Origin of the sequence: Lysobacter sp. ISL-50 (genome assembly GCF_018612875.1) — a bacterium.
Classification (GTDB): domain Bacteria; phylum Pseudomonadota; class Gammaproteobacteria; order Xanthomonadales; family Xanthomonadaceae; genus Lysobacter.
Map to the genome: position 1 here is coordinate 1 of NZ_JAGGRI010000045.1, position 16,932 is coordinate 16,932.

At 68.6% G+C, this 16,932-nt stretch carries 14 protein-coding genes; 3 read left to right on the forward strand and 11 right to left on the reverse strand.

Annotated elements, in window-relative coordinates; translation table 11 throughout:
* Nucleotides 1-213: 213 nt before the first annotated feature.
* The 4 genes from J7J50_RS21275 to J7J50_RS21290 all read right to left on the reverse strand — a co-directional run bounded on the left by J7J50_RS21275 (nucleotide 214) and on the right by J7J50_RS21290 (nucleotide 5,481).
* Nucleotides 214-753, reverse strand: a complete 540-nt coding sequence (locus J7J50_RS21275) for a GNAT family N-acetyltransferase (RefSeq protein ID WP_215059661.1) — start codon at nucleotides 751-753, stop codon at nucleotides 214-216.
* Nucleotides 754-878: 125 nt separating this feature from the next.
* Nucleotides 879-2,648 carry an aspartate--tRNA ligase gene (gene aspS / locus J7J50_RS21280; RefSeq protein WP_215059663.1) on the reverse strand — a complete coding sequence of 590 codons (1,770 nt, stop codon included), beginning with the start codon at nucleotides 2,646-2,648 and terminating at the stop codon, nucleotides 879-881.
* Nucleotides 2,649-3,087: 439 nt separating this feature from the next.
* Entirely contained in the window at nucleotides 3,088-3,435 is a 348-nt protein-coding gene (locus J7J50_RS21285; RefSeq protein WP_215059666.1) for a zinc ribbon domain-containing protein, read from the reverse strand.
* Nucleotides 3,436-3,609: 174 nt separating this feature from the next.
* Nucleotides 3,610-5,481, reverse strand: a complete 1,872-nt coding sequence (locus tag J7J50_RS21290; RefSeq protein ID WP_215059668.1) for an ATP-binding cassette domain-containing protein — start codon at nucleotides 5,479-5,481, stop codon at nucleotides 3,610-3,612.
* Between the two features lie 204 nt (nucleotides 5,482-5,685).
* Here J7J50_RS21290 and J7J50_RS21295 point away from each other — a divergent pair, with 204 nt between their 5' ends.
* The 3 genes from J7J50_RS21295 (at nucleotide 5,686) to J7J50_RS21305 (ending at nucleotide 11,072) form a co-directional block, all read left to right on the forward strand.
* Nucleotides 5,686-8,088, forward strand: a complete 2,403-nt coding sequence (locus tag J7J50_RS21295; RefSeq protein ID WP_215059670.1) for a TonB-dependent receptor — start codon at nucleotides 5,686-5,688, stop codon at nucleotides 8,086-8,088.
* 542 nt (nucleotides 8,089-8,630) lie between these two features.
* Complete coding sequence (gene ybaL, locus J7J50_RS21300; protein WP_215059672.1) at nucleotides 8,631-10,322, forward strand: YbaL family putative K(+) efflux transporter; 1,692 nt, start codon at nucleotides 8,631-8,633, stop codon at nucleotides 10,320-10,322.
* 42 nt (nucleotides 10,323-10,364) lie between these two features.
* A complete protein-coding gene (locus J7J50_RS21305) occupies nucleotides 10,365-11,072 on the forward strand; it encodes a YceH family protein (protein ID WP_215059674.1) in 708 nt (235 codons plus the stop codon).
* 30 nt (nucleotides 11,073-11,102) lie between these two features.
* On the opposite strand, the gene J7J50_RS21310 is transcribed toward J7J50_RS21305, so the two are convergent.
* The 7 genes from J7J50_RS21310 to cobD form a co-directional block, all read right to left on the reverse strand.
* Complete coding sequence (locus J7J50_RS21310) at nucleotides 11,103-11,240, reverse strand: hypothetical protein (RefSeq protein ID WP_215059676.1); 138 nt, start codon at nucleotides 11,238-11,240, stop codon at nucleotides 11,103-11,105.
* 95 nt (nucleotides 11,241-11,335) lie between these two features.
* Entirely contained in the window at nucleotides 11,336-12,079 is a 744-nt protein-coding gene (locus tag J7J50_RS21315; protein ID WP_215059781.1) for an adenosylcobinamide-GDP ribazoletransferase, read from the reverse strand.
* Entirely contained in the window at nucleotides 12,076-12,684 is a 609-nt protein-coding gene (locus J7J50_RS21320; protein ID WP_215059678.1) for a histidine phosphatase family protein, read from the reverse strand. The genes J7J50_RS21315 and J7J50_RS21320 overlap by 4 nt, the downstream gene beginning before the upstream one ends.
* A 133-nt stretch (nucleotides 12,685-12,817) precedes the next feature.
* Entirely contained in the window at nucleotides 12,818-13,879 is a 1,062-nt protein-coding gene (gene cobT / locus J7J50_RS21325) for a nicotinate-nucleotide--dimethylbenzimidazole phosphoribosyltransferase (RefSeq protein WP_285222323.1), read from the reverse strand.
* Between the two features lie 26 nt (nucleotides 13,880-13,905).
* On the reverse strand, nucleotides 13,906-14,424 hold the full coding sequence (cobU, locus tag J7J50_RS21330; RefSeq protein ID WP_215059680.1) for a bifunctional adenosylcobinamide kinase/adenosylcobinamide-phosphate guanylyltransferase: 519 nt from the start codon (nucleotides 14,422-14,424) through the stop codon (nucleotides 13,906-13,908).
* The gene (locus J7J50_RS21335) at nucleotides 14,412-15,890 is read right to left on the reverse strand and encodes a cobyric acid synthase (protein WP_215059682.1); all 1,479 of its coding nucleotides are present in this window, start codon (nucleotides 15,888-15,890) and stop codon (nucleotides 14,412-14,414) included. The genes cobU and J7J50_RS21335 overlap by 13 nt, the downstream gene beginning before the upstream one ends.
* Nucleotides 15,887-16,906 carry a threonine-phosphate decarboxylase CobD gene (gene cobD / locus J7J50_RS21340; RefSeq protein ID WP_215059684.1) on the reverse strand — a complete coding sequence of 340 codons (1,020 nt, stop codon included), beginning with the start codon at nucleotides 16,904-16,906 and terminating at the stop codon, nucleotides 15,887-15,889. The genes J7J50_RS21335 and cobD overlap by 4 nt, the downstream gene beginning before the upstream one ends.
* Nucleotides 16,907-16,932 lie beyond the last annotated feature (26 nt).

Below are 16,932 nucleotides of genomic sequence, written 5' to 3' on the forward strand. Positions count from 1 at the left end.
AAAGGTCTTTGGGCTGTTTCGAATCAAGAGCCACGAGTGCGGTGCTTGCGCAGGCAGGTCCCGCAGTGGGCATCCTGCCCACGGCGGGACCCGGCGCACGTCCATGTGCGCCGCCCTTCGGGTGTCCCTGGTCTCGCGAGTTACTAGCTGCGCCCAGCAACGGCAACTGCAACTGCAACTGCAACTGCAACTGCAACTGCAATAGCAACAGCTTCAGCCTGCCTCCGCGCCCCTTCGCAAAATAAACTCATGATCGTGAGTACCACCCACGATGAACTCGTACTCACCCACCCGCTCAAACCCATAACGCGCATAAAACCGCTGCGCGCCGAAATTCTCCGACCACACCCCGATCCACAGCGTGCGCGGCCCATCGCGCAGCAACCATTCCAGCACCGTCTCGAACAAGCGCGCGCCCCAGCCGCCGTTCTGCGCCTCGCGCAGCAGGTACAGGCGCTTCAGCTCGCCGTCGCCCGGCGCCACCTGCGGATGCGGCAGGCCGCAGGGGCCCGCGGCGGCGTGGCCGACGACGACGCCGTCGCGCTCCAGCAGGAAGATCGCGTAGTCCGGATGCGACAGGATGATCGCCTGCTTCTCGATCGAATAACTGTCGCGCAGGAAAAACTCCAGATCCTCCGGCGGATACAGGGCACCGAAGGTCTCCACGAACGTGCGCGTGGCGATATCGGCCACGGTCGCGGCGTCGGCGACGCCGGCGCGGCGGATCGAAAACTGCGGGGTTTCGCTGCTCATAAGGCCTCGCATGGAACGAAATTCATCGACATGCCAACGGATCGGATCGAAACCGATCCCCCCAAATGCATCGACCCGGCGCGAAGCCGGGTCGATGCGCCGATCAAGCTCGGATCAAGCCTACCTCAGGCCGGATCTTTCTTCGGCCGCACCATCACATGCACTTCCGCCAGCTGCGCGTCCGGGATCATTGAGGGCGCGCCGGTCATCAGGCACTGCGCGGTGGTGGTCTTCGGGAACGCGATCACGTCGCGGATCGATTCGGTCCCGGCCATCAGCGCGGCGATGCGGTCGATGCCGAAGGCGATGCCGCCGTGCGGCGGCGCGCCGTACTTCAGCGCGTCGAGCAGGAAGCCGAACTTCGCCTCGGCCTCCTCCGCACCGATGCCGAGCAGATCGAACACTGCCGACTGCATCTGCGGACGATGGATGCGGATCGAACCGCCGCCGATCTCGTTACCGTTGAGCACCATGTCGTAGCCGCGCGACACCGCGGTCTTGGCGTTGGCGCGCAGGTCGGCGATGTCGTCCACCGCCGGCGCGGTGAAGGGGTGATGCAGGGCCACAAAGCGCTGCGCCTCTTCGTCCCATTCGAACATCGGGAAGTCGGTGACCCACAGCGGCTTCCAGCCGTCGCCGACCAAATTCAGATCCTTGCCCAACTTCAAGCGCAGCGCGCCCATGAAGTCGCTCGCGGTCTTGTAGTCGGCCGCGCCGAAGAAGATCGCATCGCCGCTCTGCGCGCCGGTGGCTTCGACGATCTTCGCCAGCGTCGCGTCGTCGAGGAACTTCGCGATCGGCGAGTTGATGCCGTCGCGGCCCTTGCCGGCGTCTTCGATCTTCATCCACGCCAGGCCCTTGGCGCCGTACTTGGCCGCGTGCGCGCCGGCTTCGTCGATCTGCTTGCGCGAGAACGCGCCCGCGCCCGGCGCGCGCAGCGCGATCACGCGGCCGTCGACATGGTTGGCCCAATCGGTGAAGACCTTGAATTCGCAGGTCTTGACCAGTTCGGCGATATCGACGAATTCCAGGTCGATGCGCAGGTCGGGCTTGTCCGAACCGTAGCGGCGCATCGCTTCGGCATAGGTCATGCGCGGGAACTGCGCGTCGAGTTCGACGTCGATGCTTTCCTTGAACACGACCCGGATCATGTCCTCGACCGTGTCCTGCACGTCGCGCTCGGACACCCAGGCGAACTCCATGTCGAGCTGGGTGAATTCGAGCTGGCGGTCGGCGCGCAGCGCTTCGTCGCGGAAGCAGCGCGCGATCTGGTAGTAACGGTCGAAGCCGGCCACCATCAGGATCTGCTTGAACAACTGCGGCGACTGCGGCAGCGCGTAGAACTCGCCCGGATGCATGCGCGCCGGAACCAGGAAGTCGCGCGCACCTTCGGGCGTGGCCTTGGTCAGGATCGGGGTTTCGATGTCCTGGAAACCGCGCGCGTCGAGCCAGCGACGCAGCGACTGCACCAGACGGATGCGGGTGCGCATCATCTTCTGCATTTCCGGGCGACGCAGGTCGAGGTAGCGATAGGTCAGACGGGTTTCCTCGCCGGCGTTCTCGTGGGCATGGAACGGCAGCGGCTCGGCCTTGTTGAGCACTTCGATCGACGTCGGCAGCACTTCGACCTTGCCGCTGCGGATCTTGTCGTTGGCCGCGCCGCGCGCGCGCACGGTGCCGGTGACGCGCACGCAGCTTTCCACGCTCAGGTCGCTGGCGGTCTTGAACAGGTCGGCCATGTCCGAATCGACCACGATCTGCACCACGCCTTCGTGATCTCGCAGATCGGTGAACACCACGTGGCTTTGGACGCGATTGGTGTTGACCCAGCCGCACAAGGTGACGGTCTGGCCGATCAGCGCCTCATCGACGAGGCCGCAGAAGTGGGTACGCATGGAAGCTCCGATAGGTGGATCTGTGAATCGTGGGGGATGCAGCAGGCTGATGGACCGGGCCGCGGCGGGTGGCCGGGCCGGATCGCCTCACCGGCCGGGGGCCGGGACCGGACATTCTAGAGCACCGGCAGCGCACCGGGGGTTCGGCCGATTTTGTAGGAGGGCCTTCAGGCCCGAGGCTTTCGGCTCCGATCGCCGCAGCGGATGGAAAAGCGTCGGGCCTGAAGGCCCTCCCACAAAAGACCTCGGCGGTCTCGCGGCCCTGGCGGCGTTTTGCGGAGAATGGCGGGAAACAAGGACCGGTCGCCCCAAAGCCGTCATTCCCGCGAACGACGAACTTGAAGGGATGTCGCTCAAAGGCAGGCCGAGCTGCCCCAAAACAGAAAAGGCGCCTTCCGGCGCCCTTTTTGAATCACATCGATGATTCAGCAGCGAAGGCTCAAGCCGCCCCGCCGCCCGCGGCCGGCTTGCTCGCCGGGGCCGATTCGGCCTTTTTCTCGGGCTTGCTGTCGGCCTTCTTCTCGGCCGGCTTGCTGTCGCCGCCGGAGGCCGCGGACGAACCGCCCGAGCTGCCCTCGCCAGCCAGATTGCGCTTCTTGTCGCCGTCCTTCTTGAAATCGGTCTCGTACCAGCCGCCGCCGGCCAGGCGGAACTGCGGCGCGGTCAGCTGGCGGCCGACCTTCTCGGCGCCGCATTCGGGGCACAGGGTCGGGTCGGCGTCGGACAGCTTCTGCAGGCGGTCGAAGCTGTGGCCGCAGGCGCTGCACTGGAAGGCGTAGATGGGCATGGCGATGGCTGTGTTCGGAACGACAGAGTGGGACAGTTTGGGGGCGGATCGGGCCGATGCAAGCGCTGTGGGGGCGTGGGCATCGCGGTTCGGGGGTTGCGCGCCCTCATCCGCCCCTTCGGGGCACCTTCTCCCGCAAGCGGGAGAAGGGAACAGCGGGGCCTTTTTCGCTCATCAAGCCGCGTCGTACAGCGCCATCCACTCCGCCTCGGCCTTGACCAGTTCGGCCGCGACCCGCTCGCGCTGCTTGGCCAGTTCGGCGGCGTTGTCGCCGCCGCCGGCGTACTTGGTCGGGTCGGCCAGATCCATGTCCAGCGTGTGCAGCCTGGATTCCAGCTCGGCCATGCGCTTTTCGGCTTCGGCCAGCTTGTGCGGATTGGCCTTGCGCGCGCCCTTGCCGGCCGGTGCCGCCTTGCCGGCGGCGGTGGCCTGCGCGGCGGCCTTGGCCGCGGCCGCGCCCTTGCCGTCGTTGCTGTTGTCGCGCGTGCGCAGCCACACCGCGTAGGCGTCGAGGTCGCCGTCGAACGGCTGCGCCACGCCATCGGCCACGCGCCAGAAGGTTTCGCAGACCAGGCCGATGAGGTGGCGGTCGTGCGAGACCAGCACGATCGCGCCGTCGAAATCCGACAACGCTTCGGCCAGCGCTTCGCGCACGTCCAGGTCCAAGTGGTTGGTCGGTTCGTCGAGCAACAGCACGTTCGGCTTGCGCCAGGCGATCATCGCCAGGGCCAGGCGCGCGCGTTCGCCGCCGGAGAAACCATCGACCGATTCGAAGGCGCGGTCGCCGGGGAAATTCCACTTGCCGAGGAAGTCGCGCAGTTGCTGCGTCGACACGCCCGGCGCGATCTCGGCCAGATGGTCGATGGGGCTTACGCCCTCGTGCAGCGATTCGACCGTGTGCTGGGCGAAGTAGCCGATGCGCAGGTCCGGATGGCCGCCGCGCTCGCCGGTCAGCAGCTCCAGCTCGCCGACCAGCGATTTCACCAGCGTGGATTTACCCGCGCCGTTGGGACCGAGCAGGGCGATGCGGTCGCCGGCTTCGAGGATGAAGCTGACATCGTCGAGGACGACATGATCGCCGTAGCCGCAATCGGCGTGGATCAGGCGCAGCAGCGCGTGCGGCAGCTTGGCCGGGGCGGGGAATTCGATGCGCAGCGCGCGTTCCTGCCGCACCGCCTCGGTGCCGACCATCTTGGCCAGGCGCTTGACCCGCGACTGCGCCTGCTTGGCCTTGGCCGCGCTGGCGCTGAAGCGGTCGATGAAGCTCTGCAGATGGGCGCGCTCGGCCTGCTGCTTTTCGTGGGTGATCTGCTGCAGGCGCAGGTGTTCGGCGCGCTGGCGCTCGAAGGCGGTGTAGTCGCCGGTGTAGAGCTTGGCCTTGCCGTCGTGCAGATGCAGGGTGTGGGTGGTGACTTCGTCGAGGAACTCGCGGTCGTGCGAGATCAGCAGCAAGGTGCCCGGGTATTTCAGCAGCCATTGCTCCAGCCACAGCACCGCGTCGAGGTCCAGGTGGTTGGTCGGTTCGTCGAGCAGCAGCAGGTCCGACGGCGTCATCAGCGCGCGCGCCAGGTTCAGGCGCACGCGCCAGCCGCCGGAGAATTCCTTGACCGCGCGCTCGTGGGTGTCGGCGCTGAAGCCCAGGCCGTGCAGCAGCTTGCCGGCGCGCGCGGTGGCGTCGTAGCCGCCCAGTTCCTCGAGCTGGTGGTGGGCCTCGGCGACCGCCTCCCAGTCCTCGCGCTCGACCGCTTCGCGCTCGGCGACGATGACCTTGTAGACGTTGGCGTCGCCGGACAGGACGAAGTCCAGCGCCGCGTCGTCCAGGGCCGGGGTTTCCTGCGCCACGCTGGCGATGCGCACCCGGTTGGGCACGTCGATATCGCCGCGGTCGGCCTCGACTTCGCCCTGGATCGCCGCGAACAGCGAGGACTTGCCGGTGCCGTTACGGCCGATCACGCCCACCCGCCAGCCGGCGTGCAGGGTCAGGTCTACGTTGGACAGCAGCAGGCGTTCGCCGCGCCGCATGGCGAAATCACGGAAAGAAATCATGCGGATATGGTCGCATGACTGATCGGTATTTGCTCATGAGGACAAGTTCGGCCGCGGCCGGGGCGGCCGTCGAATAATCGGAACGTCGGCCTCAGACCGCCCCCACGCGTCAACGAGCTCGCCTCCCGCGGTAAAGCGCCCCTCGCGCCGGCCGCGGCGGCGGCGCTCGCCCTGACGTCCCCCGTTCGACCGCCCGGAGTGTCCATGTCCCGCCGCCTGTCCCTGCTCAGCACCGCCGTATCGATCGCCCTCGCCAGCTCGCCCGCCTGGGCCCAGGACGCCGCCGCCCCCGCGGCCCCGGCCTCGAATCCGACCAACCTCGACACCCTGATCGTCACCGGCACCCGCGTGTCCGACCGCACCGTGGCCGAGTCCACCGCGCCGATCGACATCATCACCCCGCAGACCCTGGAGTCCACCGGCACGGTCGAGCTGGCCACCGCCCTGGCCCGCGCCCTGCCCTCGCTGAATTTCCCGCGCCCGGCCATCACCGACGCCACCGACGCGGTGCGCCCGGCGCAGCTGCGCGGATTGGCCCCGGACCAGGTGCTGGTGCTGGTCAACGGCAAGCGCCGCCACACCACGTCCCTGATCAACCTCAACGACAGCATCGGCCGCGGCTCCTCGCCGGTGGATCTCAACGCGATCCCCATCGCCGCGATCGAGCGCGTGGAAGTGCTGCGCGACGGCGCCTCGGCGCAGTACGGCTCCGATGCGATCGCCGGCGTCATCAACATCGTGCTGAAAGGTTCCGGCGAAGGCGGCAGCATCGCCGCGCGCTACGGCCAATTCAGCGCCGGCGACGGCAAGCAGTACCAGTTGTCCGGCGACGCCGGCTTCAAGCTCGGCGAGAACGGCAGCGTGCATCTGTCGGCGCAGGGCGGGCATAGCGACAACACCGACCGCGCGCGGCCGTACCTGGGCCCGGTCACGCCGACCAGCAATCCGCCGGGCAAGGTCGTGCATCGTTACGGCGATCCGGAAATCGATCAGGCCGCGGTGGCCTATAACGCCCAGTACAAGGCCGCCGAGGGCGTGGAGTTCTATTCCTTCGGCACCGCCAGCCGCCGCCGCGCGATTTCCAACGGCTATTTCCGCGCGCCCGGCAACGCGAACAACATCCTGTCGGTGTACCCCAACGGCTTCCTGCCGCAGATCGACAACCTCAGCAAGGACCGCGCCTTGGTGCTGGGCCTGCGCGGCCAGACCGGCGGCGGCTGGAATCTCGACCTGAGCTACAACTACGGCCAGAACCAGCTCGATTTCGACGTGCGCAACAGCTTGAATCGCACCCTGGGCGTCGCCTCGCCGCACGATTTCTATATCGGCGCGCTGGAAGTCACCCAGAACGTGCTCAACGCCGATTTCAACAAGGCCTTCGACGTGGGCTGGCTGAAGTACCCGCTGACCTTCGCCTTCGGCGCGGAATGGCGCGGCGAGAAATTCAACCAGAGCGCGGGCGAACTCGCCTCCTACGTGGCCGGCCCCGAACCCGGCGCGCCGGGCGCGCAGGTGTTTCCCGGCTTCACCCCGTCCGACGCCAGCCGCCGCGACCGCCACAGCTATTCGTTCTACGCCGACGTGGAAACCGACGTGACCGACAAGCTCTCGCTCGGCGCCGCCGCGCGTTACGAGAGCTACAGCGACTTCGGCGAAACCACCTCCGGCAAGCTGTCGGCGCGCTACGCCTTCAGCGACAAGGTCGCGTTGCGCGGCACGGTCTCGACCGGTTTCCGCGCGCCCTCGCTGCAGCAGCAGTTCTATCAGTCCACGCAGACGGTGATCGTGCTCGGCGATCCCAACCCGTTCCAGGTCCGCACCTTCGCCGTGGACGATCCGGCCGCGATCGCGCTCGGCGCCGAGCCGCTCAAGGCCGAGGAATCCACCAACATCGGCCTGGGCCTGGTGCTGCAGCCGGTGGAAGGCCTGTACATCACCGTCGATGCCTATCAGGTGGACGTGGACGACCGCATCATCCTCTCGGAAAACCTGCGCGGCCCGGCGGTGGCGAGCTTCCTGGAAGCGCGCGGCTATCCGGGCATCAACGGCGGGCGTTACTTCACCAACGCGGTGGATACCCGCACGCGCGGCATCGACATCGTCGGCAGCTACAAGTGGACGCTCGGCGACGGCACGCTGGATCTCACCGGCGGCTACAACCACAACAAGACCACGCTGGAACGCATCGCCGCCAATCCGCCGGAACTCACCGCCGGCGGCCTGAACCTGCAGCGCATCGGCCGGGTCGAACAAGGCCGCATCACCCAGGGCGCGCCGCGCGACAAGTTCTTCCTCGGCGGCAGCTGGAACACCGGGCCGTGGCGCTTCGACGCCACCGCGACGCGCTACGGCGAGTTCCACAGCTTCAACGACGATCCCAGCGGCGTGCGCGACCAGACCTACGCGGCGAAGTGGACGCTGGACCTGGCCGCCACCTACGCCATCGACGGTTGGGAGTTCACCGTCGGCGGCGACAACGTGCTCAACGAATACCCGGACGAATCCATTTACGCCAACAGCGAGAGCGGGCAGTTGCCGTACAGCGGCAATTCGCCGTTCGGGTTCAACGGTGCGTTCGCTTATGCGAAGGTCGGGTACAAGTGGTGAGGGATCGCGGCTAAGCGATCGAAACGCGAACGAATCAGGGCCGCCCAGTGCGGCCCTGATTCGTTTTTGCATGGGCCGCATCGCTCCAACGCCCGGCCACGAGGTCTTGTGTGAGAGGGAGACTTTTGTGGGAGGGAGCTTTAGCCCCGATGCTTTTGTTTCAGATCACCGCGCCGGATCGAAAAGCATCGGGGCTAAAGCTCCCTCCCACAAAAGACCTCGTTGCGCCGTTCCCGCGCCCTGCACACCGCCGCGGCTAGGATTTCGCGCAAACCGGTCGCTGCGCGCGCGATCGACGATGCGGGACTGAACCGGGATTCATCCAGACAGTGTCTGCCTGCAGTCCCCGCGGCCGGTCGCGGACGAAATGCGGCGCAGCCTGCCGGCCAGCATGAAGTCGTCGCACCAGGCCCGCGCCGGCCTCCGGATTTTCAACAAAAATCCCGCAGAAACAATCGCTTGCGATCGCCCGACAAACGAGAAAGACTTGCATCGGGCGCCCCCAGCACACATTCTCTAAGGACCAGACCACAGGAGATCCGATGCACCACACGTCCCTGATCGCGATCCTGGTAGCCGGCTTCGTCCTGGCCTTCATCTTCGGAATGATCGCGCAACGCCTGCGGCTGTCGCCGCTGGTGGGCTACCTCATCGCCGGCATCATCGCCGGTCCCTTCACGCCGGGTTTCGTCGGCGATCAAACCCTCGCGCCGCAGTTGGCCGAAATCGGCGTCATCTTGCTGATGTTCGGCGTCGGCCTGCATTTCTCGCTCGGCGATCTGCTCGAGGTCAAAGCCATCGCCTTGCCCGGCGCGATCCTGCAGATCGCGGTGGCCACCGCGTTGGGTTGGGGCATGGCGTGGTACCTGGGCTGGTCGCACGGGGCCGGACTGGTGTTCGGGTTGGCCTTGTCGGTCGCCAGTACCGTGGTGCTGTTGCGGGCGCTGGAAGAACGGCGGCTGGTGGAAACCGCCAAGGGCCGCATCGCGGTCGGCTGGCTGATCGTGGAAGACCTGGCGATGGTGCTGGCGCTGGTGCTGCTGCCGGCGTTGTCGGGACTGCTCAAGGGCGAGGACACCGAAGGCTCGGCGATCTGGAGCCAGTTGTTCGTCACCCTGGCCAAGGTCGGCGCCTTCGTCGCCTTCATGCTGATCGTCGGACGGCGGGTGATTCCGTGGATTCTCGAACGCGTCGCCGGCACCGGTTCGCGCGAGTTGTTCACCCTGTGCGTGCTGGCGATCGCGCTGGGCGTGGCGTTCGGCTCGGCCGAGCTGTTCGGGGTGTCGTTCGCGCTGGGCGCGTTCTTCGCCGGGATGATGCTCAACGAATCCGAATTCAGCCATCAGGCCGCCAACGAGACCCTGCCGCTGCGCGACGCGTTCGCGGTGCTGTTCTTCGTCTCGGTCGGCATGCTGTTCAATCCGATGATCCTGATCGAGGAGCCGCTGGAAGTGCTGGCGGTGTTCGCGATCATCGTCTTCGGCAAGTCGGCCGCCGCCTACGCGCTGGTGCGCGCGTTCGGCAAGCCCAATTCGACCGCGCTGATGATCTCGGCCAGCCTGGCGCAGATCGGCGAGTTCTCCTTCATCCTCGCCACCCTCGGCATCGAGCTGAAGATCCTGCCCAAGGAAGGCCAGGACCTGATCCTGGCCGGCGCGCTGATGTCGATCGTGGTCAATCCGCTGCTGTTCGCCTGGCTCGACCGCAAGCAGGCGCGCGACGCGGCCGCGCTGCAGGAAGCGCAGACCGATGCGGTGATCGCGCCGGTGCCGGCCGATATCGACAAGCACGTGATCCTGATCGGCTACGGCCGCGTCGGCAGCGAGCTGGCGCGCCTGCTGACCGAGCACAGCGTGCCGCTGGTGGTCATCGACGGCGAAGACAGCCTGATCGCCAAGGCGCGCGCGGCCGGCTTGCCGGCGATCCTGGGCAACGCGGTCAACGAGCGCGTGCTGCGCGAAGCCGTGCCCGAGCGCGCGACCACGGTGATGCTGGCGATCCCGCAGGCGCTGGAGGCCGGCGAGATCATCGCCAAGCTGCGCGAGATCAATCCGGCGCTGAGCATCGTCGCGCGCGCGCACAGCGACAACGAAGTGCGTCATCTCATCCAGCACGGCGCCGACGGCGCGGTGATGGCCGAGCGCGAATTGGCGCACAGTCTGGCCGAGATGGTGCTGGCCGCGCCGGTGTACCGCGGCGACCGTCGTCTGCCGCCATCGACGGCCTTGGTCTGAGCGCGCTAGGCTGATCCCGTCTTTCTGGAAACCCGCACGGCCATGAGCGCAATCGACACCTCCGAATCCGAATCCTCCGGCACCGAAAACACCGACGCCGACGCCGCACCGGAAAACCCCGCGCCGCAACTCAGCGCGACCGAGGCCCGCATCATCGGCAGCCTGATCGAAAAGGAAGCGACCACGCCGGACGCGTATCCACTGACCCTCAACGCCATCGTCACCGCGTGCAATCAAAAGACTTCGCGCGAGCCGATCACGGCGCTGGAACAAGGCGAGGTCGCCAACGCGCTGCGCCGGCTGGAACCGCGCGGCTGGGTGAAGTCGCAGCACGCCTCGCGCGCGGAGCGCTATTCGCACCGCGCCGGCGCGGTGCTGGACGTGACCCGTCCGCAGAGCATGCTGATCGCGCTGCTGATGCTGCGCGGCCCACAGACCACGCACGAGCTGCTGGTGCGCAGCGAGCGCATGGCCAAGTTCGAATCGGCCGGCGACGTGCAGTACGCGCTGGAGCGGCTGGCGCAGCATTCGCCGCCGCTGGTGCGGCTGCTCGGCCGCCAGCCCGGGCAACGCGAAGATCGCTACGGCCATCTGCTGTGCGGCGAGCCGGTGTGGAACGGCAGCGTCTCGGGCGGTTCGGAGGACGGCGGCGCATCGCCGGCGGCGCAATCGGCGCTGATCGGGCGCATCGAGGCGCTGGAGGCGAAGGTCGCCGAGCTGGAAGCGCGGTTGGAAGCGGCCGGGGCCTGAGTTTCGTCGCGAGGATGGGTGCGGTCGCGGTTACGAATTCGCCGCGTTGCGGGTGATGGGCTTGAACGCGCCCTTGGCGCGTTCGCGCGAGGCGTCGATGCCGGCGTCGTTATCGGCCTGCGCGGGCGGCGCAGTCGCGGCGGCGGGACGGTCCTTCACGGCGGGCATGGGCGGGCGCCTCGCGGCATGGGAGGGGATCGGTCGCCAGCGTCGCAGGCGCGGGCCCGGCCGGCGGTTCCTATCTTGCGCTTTCGCCGTCGGCCTTACTGCGCCAAGGCCCAGGCGACCAGCACGCCGGCTTCGGTCAACTCGGTCAAGGCGCCGCAGGTGTCGCCGGTCATGCCCTGCAGGCGGCGCATGCAGGCGCGGCGCCACAGCGCGAACAGCGCCAGCGCCACCAGCAACGCCAGACCGCCGCGCCAACCAGCGAGCGCGCACGCCGCGGCGCTGACCAACAAGGCGGCGATGCACGCCATGCGCGGCGCATCGACCAAGGCCTGCCCCAACCCGCCGCTGCGCACATAGGGCGTGGTCACGAACGCCAGAGTCAGCGCCGCGCGCGCCAGCATCGGCGCCAACAGCAGCGCCGCCCACGCCGGCGCCGGCAGGCTCGCCAGCGCGGCGAATTTCAGCAGCAGCGCCAGCACCACGGCGACCACGCCGATCGGGCCGCTGCGCGGGTCTTTCATGATCGTCAGAGTGCGCTCGCGCCGTTGCGCCTCGTCGCTGCCCATGCCGCCGACCCAGGCGTCGGCGCTGTCGGCCAGGCCGTCCAGGTGCAAGGCGCCGGTCAACAGCACCCACAGCGTCAGCGACAACGCCGCCGCCAACAGCGGCGGGCGGGTCTGCAGCAGCCAGGCCAGCGCGCACAGCAAGGCGCCGATCAACAACCCGGCCAGCGGATACCAGACCAGCGAACGCGTCTGCGCGCGCGGATCGGCGAACACCCGCGCCGGCACCGGAATCCGGGTGAGGAACCCGATCGCGGCCAGCAGCGCGCGCATCAGCCGCCGACCGGATCGGCCTGAGCCAGCGCGGCCTCGCTTTCGCGCGCCGGCTTCGGCGGCCAGTTCAGCGCATGCAGCGAGGCATGCGCGACATCGATATTGAGCAGGTCGGTGTAACGCCGTCCCGCCGCCAGACAGCGCAGCAGCCGGATCGCCCCGCCGTGGGTCACCACCAGCACGCGCTGGCCGGGATAGCCGCGCACGATGTCATCCGCGGCCGCGGTCAGGCGCGCGGCGAAATCGGCGAAGCGTTCCGCGCCCGGCGGCGGATGCGCGACCGGATCGGCCCAGAACCGCGCCAGCGCGTCGCCCTCTTCTGCGGCGATCGCGTCCACCGGTTTGCCCTGCCATTGGCCGAAGTGATACTCGCGCAGACGCGGCTCCAGGCTCAGCGGCAGGCCGCGCACCTGCGACAGCTCCTGCGCGAACGCCGCGCAACGCTGCAGCGGCGAGCTGACGATGGCGTCCCAGTCGCGGCCGAGCACGGCGTCGCGCATCTGCCGCCAGCCCAGTTCCAGCAGGCTGTCGTCGAGTTGGCCGCGGTAGCTGCGATGGCCGGTGTCGCCGTGGCGCAGCAGATCGATGGGGGCGGCGCTTGAGCTCATCGCGGCATCGTTCCTTGTGCGCGGTCGGCGATCGTGGGCCACGATGATGCCTGCTCGGCGTCCGCTCGGGAATGGGACCGCGAGCGCACTTGCGCAGGTCCATACACTTGCCCTTCGCGGCGCCGCCGAGGGTTCACGCGCTCGCGCCGGCCGAGACGCCGGCCTGGGCGAAGGTCGCCATGCCGTTGTGCAGATCGCAGGCCAGCCGCAGCAGCGGCACCGCCACCGCCGCCCCGCTGGCTTCGCCCAGGCGAAGTTGCAGATCCAGCAGCGGCTGCGCCTGCAGAGCGTCGAGCACCGCGGCGTGGCCGCGCTCGTGCGAGCGGTGCGCGTACAGCAGCCAATCGCGGCAATCCGGATTGAGCCGCAGCGCGGTCAGCGCGGCGACCGAGGCGATGAAGCCATCGACCAGCACCGGCAACCCGGCCTGCGCCGCGGCCACATACGCGCCGGCCAGCGCGGCAATTTCGAAACCACCCAGGCGGCGCAGGCGTTCCCAGTCGTCGCCGGCGCCGGCGTGCAACGCCAGCGCGCGTTCGATCACCGTGACCTTATGCGCGATGCCGGCCGCATCCAGGCCGGTGCCGGCGCCGGCCAGGTCGGCCGGCGCGCGTTGCAGCAGCGCACAGGCCAGCGCCGCCGCCGAGGTGGTATTGGCGATGCCCATCTCGCCGCCGATGAACACCTGCGCGCCGGCGTCCAGCGCCGCGCGCACGCTGGCCGCGCCGGCCGCGAGCGCAGCCTGCAACTGCGCCTCGCTCATCGCCGGCCCTGCGCAGAAGTTGTCCGTGCTCGGCGCGATGATGGCGCGATGCACGCCGGCCACCGGGCCCGGATCGTTGACCGTGCCCAGGTTGACCACGTCCAGATTCGCGCCGAGGCTGCGCGCGAGCACGCTGATCGCGGCGCCGCCGCTGGCGAAGTTGCGCACCATCTCGCCGGTGACCGCCTGCGGAAACGCCGACACGCCTTCGGCGGCGACACCGTGATCGGCGGCGAACACGCTGATCCACACCCGCTGCGCCGACGGCGTCGGCGTGCGCTGCAACCCTGCCAACCGCACCGCCAGCGCTTCCAGCGCGCCCAGCGATCCCGGCGGCTTGGTCAGCTGCTGCTGCCGCGCCAGCGCCTGCGCGCGGATGTCCGCGTCCGGGCGCATGCACTCGCCCCGCCACCACTTGCCTTGCTCGTTCAAATCCACGTCTCCTTCGATCGCCGTACTCACAACGCGGGCCCTTTCAACACCAGCGGCAAACCCGCCGCGACGAAGACCACCCGCTCGCACACCTGCCCCAGCGCCTGATGCAGGCGCCCGGCTTCATCGACATAGCGCCGGGTCAACTCGCCCATCGGGATCACGCCCAGGCCGACTTCGTTGCTGACCAACAGCACCGTGCCGTCCAGCCCCGGCAAGGCCGACAACAAGGCGTAGCGTTCGCGCTCCCACACGCCTTCATCCGCCGCGCCAAGCAGATTGCTGAGCCACAGCGTCAGGCAGTCCACCAACAGGCAGCGCCCCGGCGCGGCTTGCGCGCGCAAAGTCTCGGCCAGGGCGAACGGCTCTTCGATGCAGGCCCAGTGCACCGGCCGGCGCGCGCGGTGATGGGCGATGCGTTCGCTCATCTCCCCGTCCAGCGCCTGCGCGGTGGCGATATAGACCACCTCATCGAACGACGACGCCAGCCGTTCGGCCAACGCGCTCTTGCCCGAACGCGCGCCGCCGATAATCAGACTGTGCATGCGCCCGGCTCCAATCCGAACAACCTCGCCAATGCCTCGGTATCCAGATGCGCTTGCACCGCATCGGCCAGCCGTTCGATGCTGGCCTCGCGCAGACCGCGCAGATCCAGCGCCTGCGCCTGCTCCAACCCGGCCCAGCGCAACAACGCGGCCAGGGCCTGCGGTTCGTCGAACACGCCATGCAGATAGGTGCCGAGGATCTGGCCGTCGGCCGAAATCGCGCCGTCGCGGCGGCCGTCTTCCAGATGCACCGCCGGCCGCTCCAGCGCGGCGCCGGTGCTGATGCCGCAATGGATTTCGTAACCGCCGACCGCCGCCTCGCCGAACGCGAGCCGGCCGCGCACGTTGCGCAGTTGCTTGTGCGCGTCCAGGGTGGTCTCCAGATCGAACCAGCCCAGGCCGGTGCTGGAACCGGCTTCGCCTTCGATGCCGAGCGGATCGTGCACGGCGCGGCCGAGCATCTGCCATCCGCCGCAGATGCCGATCAGCTTGCCGCCGTAGCGCAGATGACGGGAAATCGCCGAGGGCCAACCCTGCCGGCGCAGCCAGTCCAGATCGGCGCGGGTGGATTTCGACCCGGGCAGCACGATCAGATCGCACACCGGCGGGGTTTCGCCCGGGCCGACGAACACGCACTCGACCTGCGGATGCGCGCGCAGCGCATCGAAGTCGTTGTGATTGCTGATCCGCGGCAAGGCCGGCACGGCCACGCGCAACCGCGCGCCCTGCTTGCTCTGGTCGGCGCGCGGCAAGGCGTCCTCGGCCTCCAGGTGCAGGCCGTGCAGATACGGCAATACGCCCAGCACCGCCTTGCCGGTTTCGCGCTGCAGCCAGTCCAGCCCGGGTTGCAGCAGGCCGATGTCGCCGCGAAAGCGGTTGATGACGAAGCCTTTCACGCGCGCGCGTTCGCTCTCGGACAACAGCGCCAGGGTGCCGACCAGATGCGCGAACACGCCGCCGCGGTCGATGTCGGCGATCAGCAGCACCGGGCAATCCACCGCTTCGGCATAGCCCATGTTGGCGATGTCGTTGGCGCGCAGATTGATCTCGGCCGGGCTGCCGGCGCCTTCGACCACCACCGCGTCGAACAGATCGGTGAGGCGCTGATGCGAGATCAACACCGCTTCCATCGCCACGCGCTTGTAGTCGTGGTAATCGCGCGCGTCCAGATTGGCCACGGCGCGGCCGTGCACGATCACCTGCGCGCCGGTGTCGCTGTTGGGCTTGAGCAGGATCGGATTGAAATCGGTATGCGGCGCGAGCCCGGCCGCCTGCGCCTGCACCGCCTGGGCGCGGCCGATCTCGCCGCCGTCCTCGGTCACCGCCGAATTCAGCGCCATGTTCTGCGGCTTGAACGGCGCGACCGCGACGCCGCGGCGCCGCAGCCATCGGCACAGGGCCGTGACCAGCGCGCTCTTGCCCGCATCCGAGGTGCAGCCTTGCACCATCACTACCCGCGCCGTCATGTATCGCTCCCGTCGTGATCGCGCATCGTCGCATCCGCGCGGATTTGCGCCAGCGCCTCGTCCAACCGCAGCCATTCGTGTTCCGCGCCCGGCAGACCGAAACGCAGGCTCGGCGGGTGTTCGAACAGGCGGGTCAGGATGCCGCGCTCGGCCAGGGCCTGATGCCATTGCGGCGCGCGGCGGTCGCGCCGCCACTGGAAGAACGCGCTGCCGCCGCTGGGCGCCAGCCCGTGCGCGCTCAGCAACCGCGCCAGTCGCGCGCCTTGCTCCAGCAGTTGCGCGCGCATCGACGCCTGCCAGTCGCGATCGGCCAGGGCATGACGCAGGGCGTACCGCGCCGGCCCGGTCAACGTCCACGGGCCGAGCCGATCGCGCAATGATTCGAGCAGGGCCGGCGCGGCGCAGACGAAGCCGGCGCGGGCGCCGGCCAGGCCGAAGAATTTTCCGACCGAGCGCAACACGATCAGGCCTTCGCGCGCGCTGTCCGCGCACAGGCTGCGCTCGGGCTTGGCGTCGATGAAGGCTTCGTCGATCAACAGCCAGCCGCCGCGCGCGGCCAGTCCGGCGTGCAAGGCCAGCAGCGCGTCGCGTTCGAAAGCATCGCCGCCGGGATTGTTCGGATGGATCAGCACGATGACTTCGAACGCATCGGCCTGCGCGAACAACTCCGCCGCCGAATGCGTCGTCACCCGATGCCCGGCGCGCCGCCACGCATGCGCATGCTCGGCGTAGCCGGGCGCGAGCATGCCCACGCGCGAGGGCGCGCGCAGTTCGGGCAAGGCCTGGATCGCCGCCTGCGAACCGGCGACCGCGAGCAGATCGCCGGCGCCGTAGTAATCGCGCGCGACATCGAGCAAGCCGTCGTCGTCTTCCGGCAAGCGATGCCAGGCGCGCGCGGGAATCGCCGGCACCGGCCAGGCGCTCGGATTGATGCCGGTGGACAGGTCCAGCCAATCCTGCGCGGGAATGCCGTAGCGCTGCGCCGCGCGCAGCAGGCGGCCGCCGTGTTCAAGCATGAAGGTCGCCTCCGCGTGCGAACCGT